11 protein-coding genes are annotated in these 14,258 nt (G+C 66.1%); 3 read left to right on the top strand and 8 right to left on the bottom strand.

Annotation, left to right across the window (positions count from 1 at the left end):
- Positions 1 to 44: 44 nt before the first annotated feature.
- From AB0H52_RS19965 to AB0H52_RS19955, 3 genes are all read left to right on the top strand, one after another.
- Positions 45 to 1,511, top strand: coding sequence for an MFS transporter (locus AB0H52_RS19965; protein ID WP_151490073.1), 1,467 nt, complete (start codon positions 45 to 47; stop codon positions 1,509 to 1,511).
- A gap of 96 nt (positions 1,512 to 1,607) precedes the next feature.
- Entirely contained in the window at positions 1,608 to 2,585 is a 978-nt protein-coding gene (locus tag AB0H52_RS19960) for an SEC-C domain-containing protein (protein ID WP_151490072.1), read from the top strand.
- Between the two features lie 125 nt (positions 2,586 to 2,710).
- Positions 2,711 to 3,166 (top strand): nitroreductase family deazaflavin-dependent oxidoreductase, encoded by a 456-nt coding sequence (locus AB0H52_RS19955; RefSeq protein WP_357949158.1) that lies wholly within the window; start codon positions 2,711 to 2,713, stop codon positions 3,164 to 3,166.
- Here AB0H52_RS19955 and AB0H52_RS19950 read toward each other — a convergent pair.
- The 8 genes from AB0H52_RS19950 to AB0H52_RS19915 form a co-directional block, all read right to left on the bottom strand.
- Positions 3,163 to 3,564: a hypothetical protein gene (locus AB0H52_RS19950; protein ID WP_151490070.1), complete on the bottom strand. Its 402-nt coding sequence runs from the start codon at positions 3,562 to 3,564 to the stop codon at positions 3,163 to 3,165. The genes AB0H52_RS19955 and AB0H52_RS19950 overlap by 4 nt on opposite strands.
- Complete coding sequence (locus AB0H52_RS19945; protein ID WP_151490069.1) at positions 3,561 to 3,872, bottom strand: hypothetical protein; 312 nt, start codon at positions 3,870 to 3,872, stop codon at positions 3,561 to 3,563. Before AB0H52_RS19945 ends, AB0H52_RS19950 begins: the two co-directional genes overlap by 4 nt.
- Positions 3,873 to 3,952: 80 nt before the next feature.
- Positions 3,953 to 6,181 carry a DUF262 domain-containing protein gene (locus tag AB0H52_RS19940; RefSeq protein WP_151490068.1) on the bottom strand — a complete coding sequence of 743 codons (2,229 nt, stop codon included), beginning with the start codon at positions 6,179 to 6,181 and terminating at the stop codon, positions 3,953 to 3,955.
- Between the two features lie 40 nt (positions 6,182 to 6,221).
- Positions 6,222 to 7,721 carry a class I SAM-dependent DNA methyltransferase gene (locus AB0H52_RS19935; RefSeq protein WP_151490067.1) on the bottom strand — a complete coding sequence of 500 codons (1,500 nt, stop codon included), beginning with the start codon at positions 7,719 to 7,721 and terminating at the stop codon, positions 6,222 to 6,224.
- Positions 7,718 to 9,064: a restriction endonuclease subunit S gene (locus tag AB0H52_RS19930; protein WP_151490066.1), complete on the bottom strand. Its 1,347-nt coding sequence runs from the start codon at positions 9,062 to 9,064 to the stop codon at positions 7,718 to 7,720. The genes AB0H52_RS19935 and AB0H52_RS19930 overlap by 4 nt, the downstream gene beginning before the upstream one ends.
- Positions 9,061 to 12,552, bottom strand: coding sequence for a DEAD/DEAH box helicase family protein (locus AB0H52_RS19925; protein ID WP_151490065.1), 3,492 nt, complete (start codon positions 12,550 to 12,552; stop codon positions 9,061 to 9,063). Before AB0H52_RS19925 ends, AB0H52_RS19930 begins: the two co-directional genes overlap by 4 nt.
- 377 nt (positions 12,553 to 12,929) lie before the next feature.
- Complete coding sequence (locus tag AB0H52_RS19920) at positions 12,930 to 13,412, bottom strand: hypothetical protein (protein ID WP_225854509.1); 483 nt, start codon at positions 13,410 to 13,412, stop codon at positions 12,930 to 12,932.
- Positions 13,409 to 13,858 carry a hypothetical protein gene (locus AB0H52_RS19915; RefSeq protein ID WP_151490064.1) on the bottom strand — a complete coding sequence of 150 codons (450 nt, stop codon included), beginning with the start codon at positions 13,856 to 13,858 and terminating at the stop codon, positions 13,409 to 13,411. The genes AB0H52_RS19920 and AB0H52_RS19915 overlap by 4 nt, the downstream gene beginning before the upstream one ends.
- Positions 13,859 to 14,258: the final 400 nt, after the last annotated feature.

The following is a 14,258-nucleotide window of genomic DNA, read 5'->3' as shown; positions in this document are numbered from 1 at the left end:
GGCGACAAACCTCGTTCCGTACCGTAATCAGGGAGTTTTCTCTCGTGACAGTGACCTCCCGACGCGGCTCGCGTCGGCTCACCTTCGGCGTGCTCGCGGCCGGCGCCGGGTTCTTCGCGATGCTCCAGTCGCTGATCACCCCGGTGCTGCCGACCATCCAGCAGGACCTGCACACCTCCCAGAACACCGTGACCTGGGTCCTCACCGCCTACCTGCTCTCCGCGTCGATCTTCACGCCGATCCTCGGCCGGATCGGCGACATGGTCGGCAAGGAGCGGATGCTGGTCGTCTCGCTCGCCGCGCTCGCGCTCGGCTGCCTGCTGGCCGCCATCGCACCGAACATCGGCGTCCTCATCGTCGCCCGCGTCGTGCAGGGCATCGGCGGCGCGGTGTTCCCGCTCTCGTTCGGCATCATCCGCGACGAGTTCCCCGCCGCGCGGGTCTCCTCCGCCGTGGCCGCCATCTCGGCGATCGTCGCCGTCGGCGGTGGCCTGGGCATCGTTCTCGCCGGCCCGATCGTCACCACGCTGGACTACCGCTGGCTGTTCTGGATCCCGATGGTCGTCGTCGGCCTGACCGCCGTCGCCGCGCACCTGTTCATCCCCGAGTCACCGGTGCGTACCCCCGGGCGCATCGACTGGCGCGCCACCCTGCTGCTCTCCGGCTGGCTCGTCGCGCTGCTGCTGCCGATCAGCCAGGGCGCGGCCTGGGGCTGGACCTCCACCCGGGTGCTCGGCCTGCTGGCCCTCGCCGTGGTGCTGTTCGTCGGCTGGCTGGTCGCCGAGATCCGCTCGGCCAACCCGCTGATCGACATGCGGATGATGCGCCTGCCCGGCGTCTGGACCACCAACCTGGTCGCCCTGCTCTACGGCGCGTCGATGTTCTCCGTGTACGCGTTCCTTCCGCAGTTCGTGCAGACCCCCACGTCCGCCGGCTACGGCTTCGGCGCCAGCATCAGCCAGGCCGGTCTGCTCATGCTGCCGATGCTCGTCGCGATGTTCGTCGCCGGCCTGATCGCCGGGCGACTCCAGTCCGTCTTCAGCGCCAAGGCGCAGCTCGCCACCGGTGCCGCGTTCAACGTGGCCGCCTCCGCGATGCTGGCCGCCGCGCACGACACCCGCTGGGAGGTCGCCCTCGCGGGCGGCCTGGTGGGTCTCGGCATCGGCCTGGCCTTCGCGTCGATGGCCAACCTGATCGTCGCCAGCGTGCCCGCCAGCCAGACCGGCGTGGCCACCGGCATGAACGCCAACATCCGCACCATCGGCGGCGCGATCGGCGCCGCCGTGGTCAGCGGCGTGATCACCGCCCACCCGCAGGCCAGCGGCCTACCCCGGGAGGCCGGCTTCACGATGGGGTTTCTCGTCCTCACCACGATCGCCCTGGCCGCCGCGCTCGCGGCCCTGGCCGTCCCGTCCGCCCGGCGGGCGTCGGCCGGTCGCCGGCCGACCACCGCGACGATCGTCGAGTCCGAGCTAGCCGGCGAGTTCGCCACCATGCCGGCGACCCGCTGAGGTTCGCTGTCGCAGCCCGGGCGGTTCGCCGCCCGGGTTGCGGCATGCCCGGGAGTACGCTGGCCGCTCCCCGTTCGTCGTCTCCTGGATGTGCCCATGTCTGAACTGCTGACCGCCGAGCGAATCGAAGAGATCGGCTCTCTGGGCTCCGCGAGCCCGGACCCGGCCGCGCTGGTCGCCGAACTGGTGGGTGCCGTCGACGAGGGACGCGTCGCCGACCCCGACGACACCGGGTACGCCCTGCTCGTCGCCGCGGACATCCTGGAGCAGGCGGGTGACCTGGCCGACGCGCTCGCCCTGGCCACCCGCGCCATCGCCGAACAACCCGACGAGGACGCGTACGCCCGAGCGGTGCGCGGCGGACTGCTGCTGCGCCTCGGCCGTACGGACGAGGGCCTGGCCGAACTGACCGAATTGCGCCCGCTGTTGGAGACCAACCCCGACGCCACGTACCTGATCGACGAGCTGGCCGAGTCCGGCCACGCCGAGACGGCCCTGGAGTGGCTCACCGGAGCACTGGACGCGATCCTGGAACGGACCCGGACCCAGCAGCACGAGTCCGGGGACGCCCAGGACGAGGCCGCCGCCATGATCTACGGACTGGCCCAACGCCGGCACGACCTGCGCGAGGAGCAGGGCTTCCCCCACGACGAGTACGACAACCTCGCCGACCGGCTGCGCGCCGCCAGCAACCACGCCCTCGACGCGCTCGACGACGGCCCGGCCACGCTCCTGTACTGGCCGCAGGCCGAATTCGACGCCCTGCTCGTGCGCTGGCCGGCGCTCACCGACAGCTACCCGGCCACCTGGGACGAGCACCGCACCCAGATCGAACGAGCCCTCACCGAAGCCTCCGGGCTGGGCGGCGCCGACCTGGGCGTCGTCGCCGGCACCGTCGAGGGCCTGGCGGCCTTCGCCGGCACTGACCCCATCGACGAGGAAACCCTCGACGAGTACGCGGACAGCCTCGACGAGACGGGCGTGACGGCCTGGCCGCCCGGCCGCAACGACACCTGCTGGTGTGGCTCCGGCGCCAAGTACAAGAAGTGCTGCCTGCCGCGCTCCCGCGACTGAGCGGCGCGCCGGGGCCGGTCCCCTTGAGCGTCTGATGCCTGTGAGTCATATTGATGCCTCACAGGCATCACGCCGTTGGGCCCCTCCACGTCGGCGTGCCGGGGCTCGGTGAGAGAGGCGATGGCGTGACCGCACAGGAACAGCACGAGGCGATCGAGGACAGCCCGGTCGGCTGGGTGGCACAGCACATCCGGCGGTACGTGGAGTCCGACGGTGCCGACGGCGGGACCTTCCACGGCGTACCCTCACTGCTCCTCACCACGCGCGGCCGCCGATCGGGCGCCCTGCGCCGCACCGCGCTGATGTACGGCCGCGACGGCGACACCTACCTGCTTGTCGCGTCCAACGGGGGCGCGGCACGGCACCCCGCCTGGTATCTGAACCTGAGCGCCGACCCGACGGTGGAGATCCAGGTCGGCGCGGAGCGGATCGTCGGCCGCGCCCGGACCGCGACCGGCGAGGAACGCGTCCGGCTGTGGCCGGTGATGACGAAGGTCTTCCCCACGTACGCCCGCTACGCGAAGGAGACCGACCGCGAGATCCCGGTCGTCGTCATCGAACGCCAACCCACCATCGATTAAGGAAACCGGATGACCGGAAGGTCGCCGCCATCGCCGTACGCCTTACCCTCGCTGGTCAGCACCGAGGCGTCATGCTCCAAGACCGCCAGAACCGCGGCAGCGAGGTCAACCCGACCGGTAACGACGCGCCAGTACGCCAACTCCTGCCAGTCCTCACCCCAGGTGGGCAATACCGCGCAGGCGGGACGTTCGAGCAGTCGGTGCAGCAGCTGTCGATCGCCCGGATCATCCACCAACGCCAGCACTTCGGCCACGACCACAGCCGGAACACCGAACCGGACCCCGTCGTGGGCCACCTCGTGGATGGGTTCGGCGACATCCATGGAGCCAGCCACGTAGGCAAGCAACGCGGACCGGTCCAGTATCAGCCGAACCGCCGGCGCATCGGGACTCATCATGCCGCCGGGGCCTGGCTGCCCGTGCCGTCGAGCATTTCCGCTGCCGCGCGGCGGGAACGGTCCCGCAGTGCGGCGCGTCGACCAGGCGACCATTCCTGCTCGACTTGAGCGCGTTGGGCACGGGCGCGTGCCTGTCCCTCCGAGGTCACGGTCATGCCCCGGCGGGCCAACTCGGCGTCGAGATCCTCAGCACGCATCCGTGCCCGGATCGTGTCGACTACGTATGCGCTGGCGTTGGGCTCACGCTCCAAGCGCTCCGCCACGTCCTGAGGAAGCGAGAATGACTTCTTGCTCACCGATCCGGTCATACCAGGGAGCCTATCGGATCGCACCAAGGGTCGCGAGCGACACGCGCACCCGTACGTCGATTGGGCTGGGCGCAGCTCACCTATGTCGCTACTTCAAGCAAGCCACGCGACAACGCATCCGCCCGCACATCGTGCAACGGAATCAGACTGTCGCCCCGCCGCACCTTCCATGCGCTCCACCCGTTAATCGTTGGCTTACCGGTTGCAGTCGATCCTGCCGGGGACGGTGACTCGAACGCCTCCCCGCTCTCCAACTCGATCTGTCCGGCTTCGTTGACATGCGCAAGGTAACGATCGCGTTTGTAGGTGAGTACCAACTCCTCACCAGCGCTGAGCGCCCCAACATAGACCAGTCTGGCAACCGTAACGCCACCGAAGTGAGCCCGGGTGCGTCTGGCGACGGCAGCAGAGACGCGCTGGCTGGGGAGAGCGACCGGAACGTCCAACTGCTCGGCTATCTCCCGCGGAACAGTGGGCGGCAGGATGAAACCGAGCCGCTTCGGCTCCCAGATGATCTCGCACAAGCGCTCGTAGAGCTGCTGCCGCAGCTCGATGGCTGACATATCGAAGCGGGGCACAGGATGGAAGATCTTCTCCAGTCGATACTTTTTGACCACTCCCTCAGTGAAGGGTCGGTTGCGTTCCTGGGTCGACTTGTGCAGCGACGCCGCTAGGTGATTCTGGCCGCGATACCATTCGATCTTTTGCTCATACGGCGCGTCCTGATAGCTGGCGTTATGAGACTTCCTCAGCAGCAGCAGCGCCCCAATCCGATTGCGCTGCACCCGGAAGACCGACTCGGTCTTAACCTCGGGCTGGTGGCGTTCGAACTTGTTCGCCCAGATGTGCTCGATTTCGAATGGCTCGTCCTTGTTTAGATACCGAGCGATCTCGTTCGGTCGGCCACACTCGGTCTCCACGAAGGCCGTCAGCCGGGCGAGGAGATACCTGACCTGAGACCGGTTGTCCGCTCGTAGTCCGTACCGCTTGACTCCGGTGAAGTCGACGTCCAGCTCGGCTATTCGCCTGCCCAGTACCTTCGCGACAGCATCAATGTCCGGGCAGGCTCGAAGGTCGAGGATCACCGGCAGGACGTAAGTGTCCAAATCATCCGGCTTTCCGATCCGGTTGTTGACGGCCATCCGGACGAACACCAGGTCGAGGTAGGCCGCAACCAGGAACGCCTTCTCCCGGAACTGGGCGTCGGTGTCGTCAGGGTCGATCGCGGCCAGCAGGAACGGCATCTGGTCGATCTCGTTTCTGGCGTTGTAGAACAGCGGCTCCAGTTTGGGCTCCAGAACGCTCGTCGCCGCGTGTAGTGAGGCGTAACGCTTGGAGAGATGTGCGAGATCGTGTTCGATGAAACGAGCGAAGTCCGGTGCATACTTCAGGTTCATTCGGCGCGCGGCGTTCTCCTGCACCCAGCCGTGGAACGACACCCCAATGTCGGTGACCTCGTCGGCGCTCTGTGCGTACCGGCCGATGAGCAATGCTTGAAGGAACCTCGCCGCTGCCTGCGGGGCGCGGTTGTCGATCCTCGCCAAGACGCCACCCCACGCCTCTCCCAACCGGGGCAGGTTGTGGCCGTTGCTGGCGCGCCGCAGCAGGAAGCTCTTCAACAGATCAGCGGGGCCGAGCTGCACCCCACGGTCGTTCATCGTCTCGAAGATCTCCCAGCCCTGCCGGCGATTGTTAGCGTTGATACCGACGAGGCAGACCCGGTTGAGCAGCCAGTGGATGAAGAGCGGAAGAGCTTCGTCGCGGATCGATTCCGGCAGCAGCCCGTCAAGCTCCTGGCTGCGTTCATAGAGGTTGGTGACCGACGGGCTCGCGTCGGCGGGCAGTGAGAACGGTTTGTCTTCAAAGATCGCCTCAAGAACAGGGGCCCGCTCATCAGAGCGGATCACGTAGGCCCGCTCCCCGTACGAGCTGCCGGCGATGAGCGGCTCCAAGGCGGCAATGTCGCCGTGATACTCGGGACGCTCCGCCTCCACCGCGAGCCGGCGCAAGTGCAACAGCAGCAGGTGCAACGTGGTGATCCGTTGCTGTCCGTCGACAAGCGCCGCCACCTCGTCGTCCTGGTAATAGACAAAGGGCCCGAGGAAGTACGGCCGGTAGTGGCGCACCTCGCGTCGTTCGTGGCCGGGCATCCAGTCCTCAGCAAAGTGGGCAGTCAGGTCGTCGATCAGTGCCTTGACGTCCTTCCGACCCCAGCTGTACTCGCGCTGATACGGATCAAGCCGGAATTTCAAGAGGCTGAACAGCTCCTTGATCGTGAAGCCGTCACCACGAATGGGAGAGTCGGTCACGCCACCACCTTCATCGCCTCAGCATTACGGAGCGGATAAGTTAATTCAGATTCGGCTGTACCTTCGTCGCGGTCAGGGCTTCCGCGATGGCGGCGAACTCCCGTAGCGCCGCTTCCAGATCCTCGACGATCTCGTTCGCAATCACTTCCGGCGGCAGCAGCGCGTCCGCGTCCTCCAGGGAGGCGTCCTTGAGCCAGGTGATGTCGAGGTTCGCCTTGTCGCGGGCGATCAACTCCTCATAGGAGTAGGCCCGGAACCGCTCGGTCTCGACCCGCTCGGCGCGGTCCTTGCCCGGCAGGTAGCAGTCGACGAAATCCTGGAGGTGTTCGCGGCGCAGCGGGTTCTGCTTGAGGGTGAAGTGTTGGTTGGTGCGGAAGTCGTACACCCAGAGTTTCTGGGTCCACGGCTCTTCGCGGGCGCGCTTGCGCTCGAAGAAGAGCACGTTTGCCTTCACCCCGCCTGCGTAGAAGATGCCGGTGGGCAGACGCAGCATGGTGTGCAGGTCGTACTGCTTGAGCAGCCGGCGGCGGATGGTCTCCCCCGCGCCGCCCTCGAAAAGCACGTTGTCCGGCAGGACGACTGCGGCCCGACCGTCGATCTCCAGCAGCGAGGCGATGTGCTGGACGAAGTTGAGCTGCTTGTTGGCGGTGGTGGCCCAAAAGTCGTTGCGCTCGATCTCCCGCTCCTCGCGGGTGGAGCGGCCGTCCTCGCCGATCATGCGGATCGAGGAGCTGCGGCCGAACGGCGGGTTCGCCAGAACCAGGCTGTAGCGGCGGTCCGGCTCCTTGCCGAGCGCGTCCCTGATCGCGATCAGGGAATCGCCGCTGGGCGTGCCAATGCCGTGCAGCAGCATGTTCATCGCGGCGAGTCGGGCTGTGCCGTCGACCAACTCGGTGCCGGTGATCGCACCGTTGGCGAGCCGGCGTCGCTGATCCGGCGTGAGGGAACTGCCGTGGTGCCGCTGGATATGATCGAACGCGGCGAGCAGGAAGCCACCGGTCCCGCAGGCCGGGTCGGTGATCGTGTCGTCGGGGGTGGGCTGCGTGCAGTCGACCATCGCGGCGGTCAGCGCACGCGGGGTGAAGTACTGGCCGGCACCGGACTTGGCGTCTTCGGCGCCCTTGGCGAGCAGCTCCTCGTAGGCGTCGCCCTTGACGTCGACGCCCGCCTGCGACCACTGCTCCTTGTCGATCAGATCGACGATCAGCCGCTTGAGCTTCGCCGGGTCCTGAATCTTGTTCTGCGCCTTGCGGAAGATCGTGCCGAGCGTTCCGCCCTCGCGGGCCAGGCCGGTGAGGATGTGCCGGTACTGCACCTCCAGGGCGTCACCCTCGGCGTCGAGCAGCGTCTGCCAGCTCAACTCGTCGGGCACGATCTGCTCGGGCCGGATCGGCCGGTTGGCCCGCTCATCGGCCATCTTGAGGAAGAGCAGGAACGTCAACTGCTCGACGTAGTCGATCGTCGAAACGCCGTCGTCGCGCAGCACGTCGCAGTAGTTCCACAGCTTCTGCACCAACCTGCGCGAATCCACAGTGCTCACAGCGGCAGTGCCTCCTGCTGATAGTCGTCGCCGGTCACCCTGGTCGGCGGAGCCGCCAGCTCCTTGGGAGCACGCCGAGAGCCCGCCTTCTGCTTCGGCGGTGCGGCTGCACGTTCGGTTTGGATGCGTACGAGCAGTTCCGAGGCCGGCTCGTCGTTGGGGTCCTGCGGCGCCAGCCGTCCAGCGGACGCTTCGGCCAGCAGCGACGTCCGCAGGAGTAAGGCTCTTGATCTCGCCTGCTCAATCTCCCTCAAGAGCCGATCAACCCGGGCGAGACTATCCCTTGCGTGGGCCACGATCGCTTTTTGCTCAACTAGTGGAGGGATCGGAAATTCGACCTCCTTGAATCGAGCTGCCGACAGGTGCGCGATGTTTGTGGTGATCCTAACCTCTTTCAAGAATCGGCGAGCATGCAAGTGCCGTCGAAAAACCAGAAGCGCCCATTCCGGATCCACTCCGGGACTGGCTCGGAATCGGAGGAGGCTGTTCGTGAACGCCACTTCTTTCGGATTGCCTCGATACATCGCAGGTCGACCAAGCAACTCAGGGCTCTGCCCTTCGTTGAGAAGAATGTCACCAACACGAAGCTGGAACTTGTCGAATATGGTTGGCGGGAAATCCATCTCCTTGACATCCGAGGTATCGATACGATCCTCGAACACATTAGCGACGCGGAGATAGGGCCGCATATGCGATCCTCTGTGCCAATCGGGGTGACGCTGCCGCCCTAGCTCCACTTTGCCAGCCTCGCCCACCGAACACCACCGCCAATGCGCTGGAGCGTCCGACGGAACCGCGGTAGTGAGAATTCTCTTTTTTAGCCCTTTGAGCCGGCGAACAGCCACATCTAATTGCTCCCGGCCTGCATCCAGCCGCGACAGCTGACCCCCTAAAAGAGCAACGATCCGCCGTTGTTCGGCGAGCGGAGGAAGCCGAACCGGAATTCGACTCATCGCCGCCTGAGTAAGCTTTAGCCGCGTAGTCCCGTTGGCGAATCCCTTATAATTGAATTGATTCAAGAAGTAGCATAAATAGTTTGGGTCAATCGCCCCCCTCGAGCGCAGGACATGCGCGTGGTTATTTACCCAAGAAGGTCCGGAGATAAGGTAGGCCTTCTTCTTGCTTGGGTTTAAGAATTGAACGCCATCCTCACCAAGCAGAACAAGCTCTTCATCGAAGATTGAGGCGTCGATCGATCCGACTCGGCCAGTCGCTCCATAATATGGAACTGGACCAGCCCGCCCCGCCCGCTCCTTCGCGCTAACTGGCACTCGCATACTATCGAGAACATCAACAAGATTTCCGAGGTCGGCGACGACCCAACCGTAGGGCAGATCGGTCACGCGGACAGCTCCTGATTCAGCTCGTTCAGCAGCGGCTCAGCGCGTTTACCGAACGCGCCTGCGTATCCGTCGATCCCGCCCCGCTCGCTGAACGGCGCCCCCTCCAGATCGTCCGGGGTGATCTCCACGCTGACCGCTATCACGTCCTTGATCCTCTCCAGCCACCACGCCTGATCGGCAGTGAACGTAGCCCCCGCTTGCTCCTGCCGGAGCAGCCACCCACGGAAGCGCTCCTCGACGAGGCTGCGGTAGGGGCGCAGTTCCTGATCGAGCCCCAACTCATACCGGATGAGGCTGACAAGATCCGTCACCCCCCTACTGCCCGCCGAGTCCGCGGTTCGGCCGAGCAACACGTACGACTTCCACAGCGACTCCGGTGTCCATGCCTGCGGCGGTCGGGCGATGCGCGCCGCCAACTCTTTGAGCTGGTCGTACCCGACTCTCCCCCGCCCTTCGAAGAAGACCTGCAACGCCGTAATCTCGTCGCGATGCTGCTCCAGGTAGTCGTGCCAGCTTTTCACGGTGACCTGGGCGCGCTCCTCGGGCGGCACGCCAGCGGCTGAGATCAACTTGTCGGCGTTCACCTCATCGATGGTGATGTCGTGTGCGCGGCGGATCTCCAGGATGCGTTCGCGCAGCAGTGGGTTCGCGGCGAGCGGACGTAGCGCGCCGGCCAGCAGGTCACGGATGGCCTCCGGGCCGGCCTCCTTGGCCGGGTTGAGCTGCTCGGGGGCGACGGCGTCGACCAGGCCACGCACGATTCCGGTGAGCGGCTGGTCGGCGAGTTCGGCCAACTCGGCGCGTTCGTCGTCGGTCAACTGCTGCTCCAGCCTCGCCAGCCGGGCGGCGAGGGTGGCCACCTCGTCTGAGTCGGCGGTCAGGGTGCCGGCCTTCTTCAGCAGGTCGCGCAGGGAGATCTGCCGTTCCGTGTGGCGTTGCAGCGGAACCGCCTCGTCCAGGTCCGCTTCGGTGACCCCCACCGCGTCGACGATGACGAACCGGTCCTTGACCTCGGCGTCGGGCGTGACGGCCTGGAACTCGGCGGCGTCGATGGTGCGGGCGCCGCGACCCTTCATCTGCTCGAAGTAGGTGGCGCTGCGCACCGGCCGAAGGAAGAAGACGCACTCCAACGGCCGCACGTCGGTGCCGGTGGCGATCATGTCGACGGTCACCGCGATGCGCAGCTCCGGGCTGTTGCGGAAAGCCTGGATGAGGGTGTCCGGGTTGTCGCCGCCCTTCCGGGATGCGTACGTGATCTTCGCAGCGAAGTCGTTGCCCCGCCCGAAGACCACCCGGACCATCTGCACGATCTCCTCGGCGTGGTTGTCGTCCCGCGCGAAGATCAGCGTCTTGGGCACGGTCGAGCGGCCGGGGAAGATCTCCTCGAAGAGCTTCTTGCGGAACGTCTCCAGCACCAGCCTGAGCTGGCCCCTCGAGATCACCGAGCGGCCGACCTGGCTTCCGCCGTACGTGAAATCGTCTTCCAGCTCCTGGTAGCGCTCGGCCCTGGTACGGCGGTCGCGCAGCGGCACGACGGTGCCGGCCTCGATATCGGCGCCCTTCTCGGTGATCTCCGTCTTGATCCGGTACACGTCGAAGCTGACGTTGACGCCGTCGGCGACCGCCTGCTCATAGGTGTACTCGGAGACCAGGTTCTGCTGAAAGAAGCCCAGCGTCTGCTTGACCGGCGTCGCCGTCAGTCCGACTACGAAGGCGTCGAAGTACTCGATGACGGCCCGCCATTTGCCGTAGATCGAGCGGTGACACTCGTCGACCACGATCAGGTCGAACGTCTCCGGCGGAAGCTGCCGGTTGTAGGCGACCTCGGCCGGCTCGTCCAGCTCGTAGTCGTCATACGCCCGGTCGTCGAGATCGGGATCCGGCAGGTCGTCGCCGCGCAGGGCGCCGTAGAGCCGTTGAATGGTGGAGATGACCACGGCAGACGAGTCGAGCATGCCGCCACCGGACAGCCGGTCCACGTTGTGCAGCTCGGTGAACTTCCGCCCGTCGTCCGGGGTCTGATAGCCCGCGTACTCCCGCAGGGTCTGCTTGCCGAGGTTGTTCCGGTCGACCAGGAACAGGATCCGGGTGGCACGGGCGTGCTTGAGCAGCCGGTAGCTGCTGGTGACGGCGGTGAACGTCTTGCCGGCACCGGTGGCCATCTGGATCAGCGAGCGCGGTCGGTCCTCGGCGAGGGACCGCTCCAGACCGTCGATGGCGTCAACCTGAGCCGGGCGCAGGCCGAGGCGATCCAGCGCCGGCATCCGCCGCAGCCGCGCCCGCAAAGTCGGTGCCGCCGGGTCGTCGTCGGCCTCCCGCATCCACCGCGCGAAGGTCTCCGGCCGATGAAAGGCAAAAACCTCACGAGTACGCGGAAAAGGGTCGAGTCGGTTGACGAAGGCGGTCTCGGTGCCCGTGGCGACGTAGCCGAAGGGCAGCGGGTCGTCCCGGCGCCATGCGGCGAGCTTCTGTTCGGCGGTGAGCCCGTTGAGGTAGCGGTCGAGCTGCCCCTCCACGCCACGCGGCGCGGTCCCCTCCCGCTTCGCCTCGATCACCCCGACCAGCCGCTGGTTCACGTAGAGCAGGTAGTCGGCCCGGCCGGTCGCCAGGGTTACCTCGCGGACGACGACGCCGGTGCCCGCGTACAGGTTGATCTGGCTCTCGTCCTGGACGATCCAGCCGGCGGCACCCAACTGCCGGTCGATCTCGACGCGGGTCTGCATTTCGTTGAGCGGTTCGTGGGAGGCGCGCCGGGCGCGGGCAATGAACTCTTCCCGCCGAGCGGCCGACACCTTCGCCGTCGCCTTGCTGTCGAGCGCTGCCTGCTCCGCCTGTGCCGACGGTGCCAAGCTCGCCACCAGGGCGGCGGCCTGCTCACGACGGGCGTCGGCATCCCGGACGGCAAGCTCGGCGGCGACCGTTGCGTCCGCCTGGGCCTGAGCGAGGGACGCCTTGCCCTCCAGCAGCAGCTTGGTCTGGGCCAGCTCGTCCTTGTACCGCTGGATCTCCGCCTGGAGCCCGTCAGCGATGCTCTGCGAAACCTGGCGAGGCGGCGGGGATGGCGGCACGAAACCGAGCGGAGTCCTGTCGCCCGTCAACGCCCTGTGGAACCACACGCCCAACTCGAAGCAGGTGCGCAGCATGTCGAGCGCCGCGCGCACCTCGCCCAGGTGATCGTGTACGGCCTTGTTACCCTGGTCACGGAGGCGGTCGAACGCGTGGTACGTCTCCGCAACCAGCGTGCCGTCGCCGTACAGCGCCTGAACCCGGTGGTAGAAGTCGTTCTTCTGCGGCTTCGCACCGGTGCGGCGGACAAGGTCCTTGGCCAACTCGTCGCCGAAGGCACGGATCTTGAACATCGCCGCCTGCGCGTCGACATAGACGAGCAGCTCAGCGCCCGCGCCGTACCAGACCAGTAGCGGGTGCTCCCTGAGGAACCCGAAGTTGGCGGATTGCTCTGCCAGACGTCGTACCTGTCGAGGATCCACGACACTCCACGTCGCTAGCCGTCGGTGAACACGTCAGGATAGGGAAGATCACTCCTCAGCACAGCCCCCACCACGCGCAGTGACACCTATCCGACATCGTCGCCCGTGATCGGCTGGGCGTGTAGGCCAGCCATCCCACCAGCAAGCCAGGTGGGGGTGTCGCGGCCCGATTCCGTGTGTGGCGCATGAACTACTGGCTAGCCTGGACAGCGCAGGACGCCCTCATCGGGCTCCCGCGCCCGCCTTGGGGCCCGGTAAGCGGGTCCTTCTTGCATCCCGCCCTCATTCCCGCTTCGTCATCGGATCCCAACACCACGAGTGGTAGCACCACGGCTCGGAAGCTCGCCTGCGAGCGGAGGGGTTGGAAGTTCCGTATCTCAGCGGGTGATCCGATAGCCTGGGTCCACAGGCACGGATCGATCCGGTCCGGCTTCGGCGATTCTTTGCATGATCGCTCGCAGGGTATCGGTGGTGAAGCGCTCCGGGTCGATCAGCACGTCGACGGCCACACCGGGTCCGGCCAGCCAGAACGCCTCGGCGGCTCCGATGAGAGCGGAAGTCTCACCGTGCTGGAACTCGATGAGCAGCCAGTCGGCGGGATCGCGCTCGTGATACTCGGCCAAGAATTCGCATAGCTCGGCGAGAGTGCTTAGCTGGTTACCTCGGAGCACGTGCACTCGCAGGTCAACCCGGTGGCCATCCTCGACCTGACGCTCCCAGACACGGGTGGTGACATTGACGTCCCCCCACTCGGAGGCGAAGTCCGATACCAGGTCACCGACCTCCGGCGGCAGATAAGCGATGCGAAAGCCGTCCAACTCGCCACCGCCCCGAGCAGCCGGATCAGGCACGCCGGTCACCCCGCCGCCTCGATCGCCGCCTCCACCTTGTCCAGGTAGTTGAACCACCACTCCCCCTCGTCCGGTTGGGAGGCTGTGGCGAGGAGATTGGCCGCGATCACGAACACGGCACTCACGCCGCCCGCAGTGTTCGCAACCCGTGGTGGATTGCCCGTCGAGACGGCGGCCAGGACGGCTTGCACGTCTGCCGCGGAAACCTCGGCCCACTGTTCCTGGTGGCTGACGTTGCGCGACAACTCGTTGACCTCTTGCATCGATGGCAGGCCATCGTGGACCTCGAACATGACTGCGGCGTTCACGGCCAACGTCAGTTCCACGGCCTTGGTCAGCGTCTCGGGGCTGTTGCCCAAGGCGTCCAAGGCACTGTCGAATCTGTCGGAATCACGGTGAACAGCAGCATCTAGGACAGCTCTGACCAGAGCCTCTACTTGATCATCGATCTTCACGGCCAGGTCCTCCGTCTCGGTGCTTCGCTCTCCACGCCTTGAAAGATCCGGCTGCGGCAGCAGCAGCCAGCAGAGTACCTGCAACCGCCTTGACGGCCGTCGGCAAAAATTCCTGAAAGCTCGCGTACGCCGCAGCTGTGGCGGAGGTCCACCATCCGATCGACTCGCTGCTGAGGTGTTGACGGCGCGGTGCTGGCGGTGCTGCCTGGTTCCGGTTCGCGCTGTCGAGTCGTCGAGGGACCGCAGACCTGATGACTGGCCTCACCGCCACGGGTGGTTGGCGGGTTGTGCTACCACCACCCGTGGTCAGTTTCCGTGCGACACGAGGTCGCGCGGCGCAAGTGGATACACCGTGTGATGGATCGGAGGTTGTTGTCGATGGTGTGATTCCGGGCCAGTG

Source organism: Micromonospora sp. NPDC050695 (assembly GCF_040654415.1).
Taxonomy (GTDB): Bacteria; Actinomycetota; Actinomycetes; order Mycobacteriales; family Micromonosporaceae; genus Micromonospora.
The sequence above is the reverse complement of the archived record's forward strand: the minus strand, read 5'-3'. Positions and strand labels throughout refer to the sequence as shown.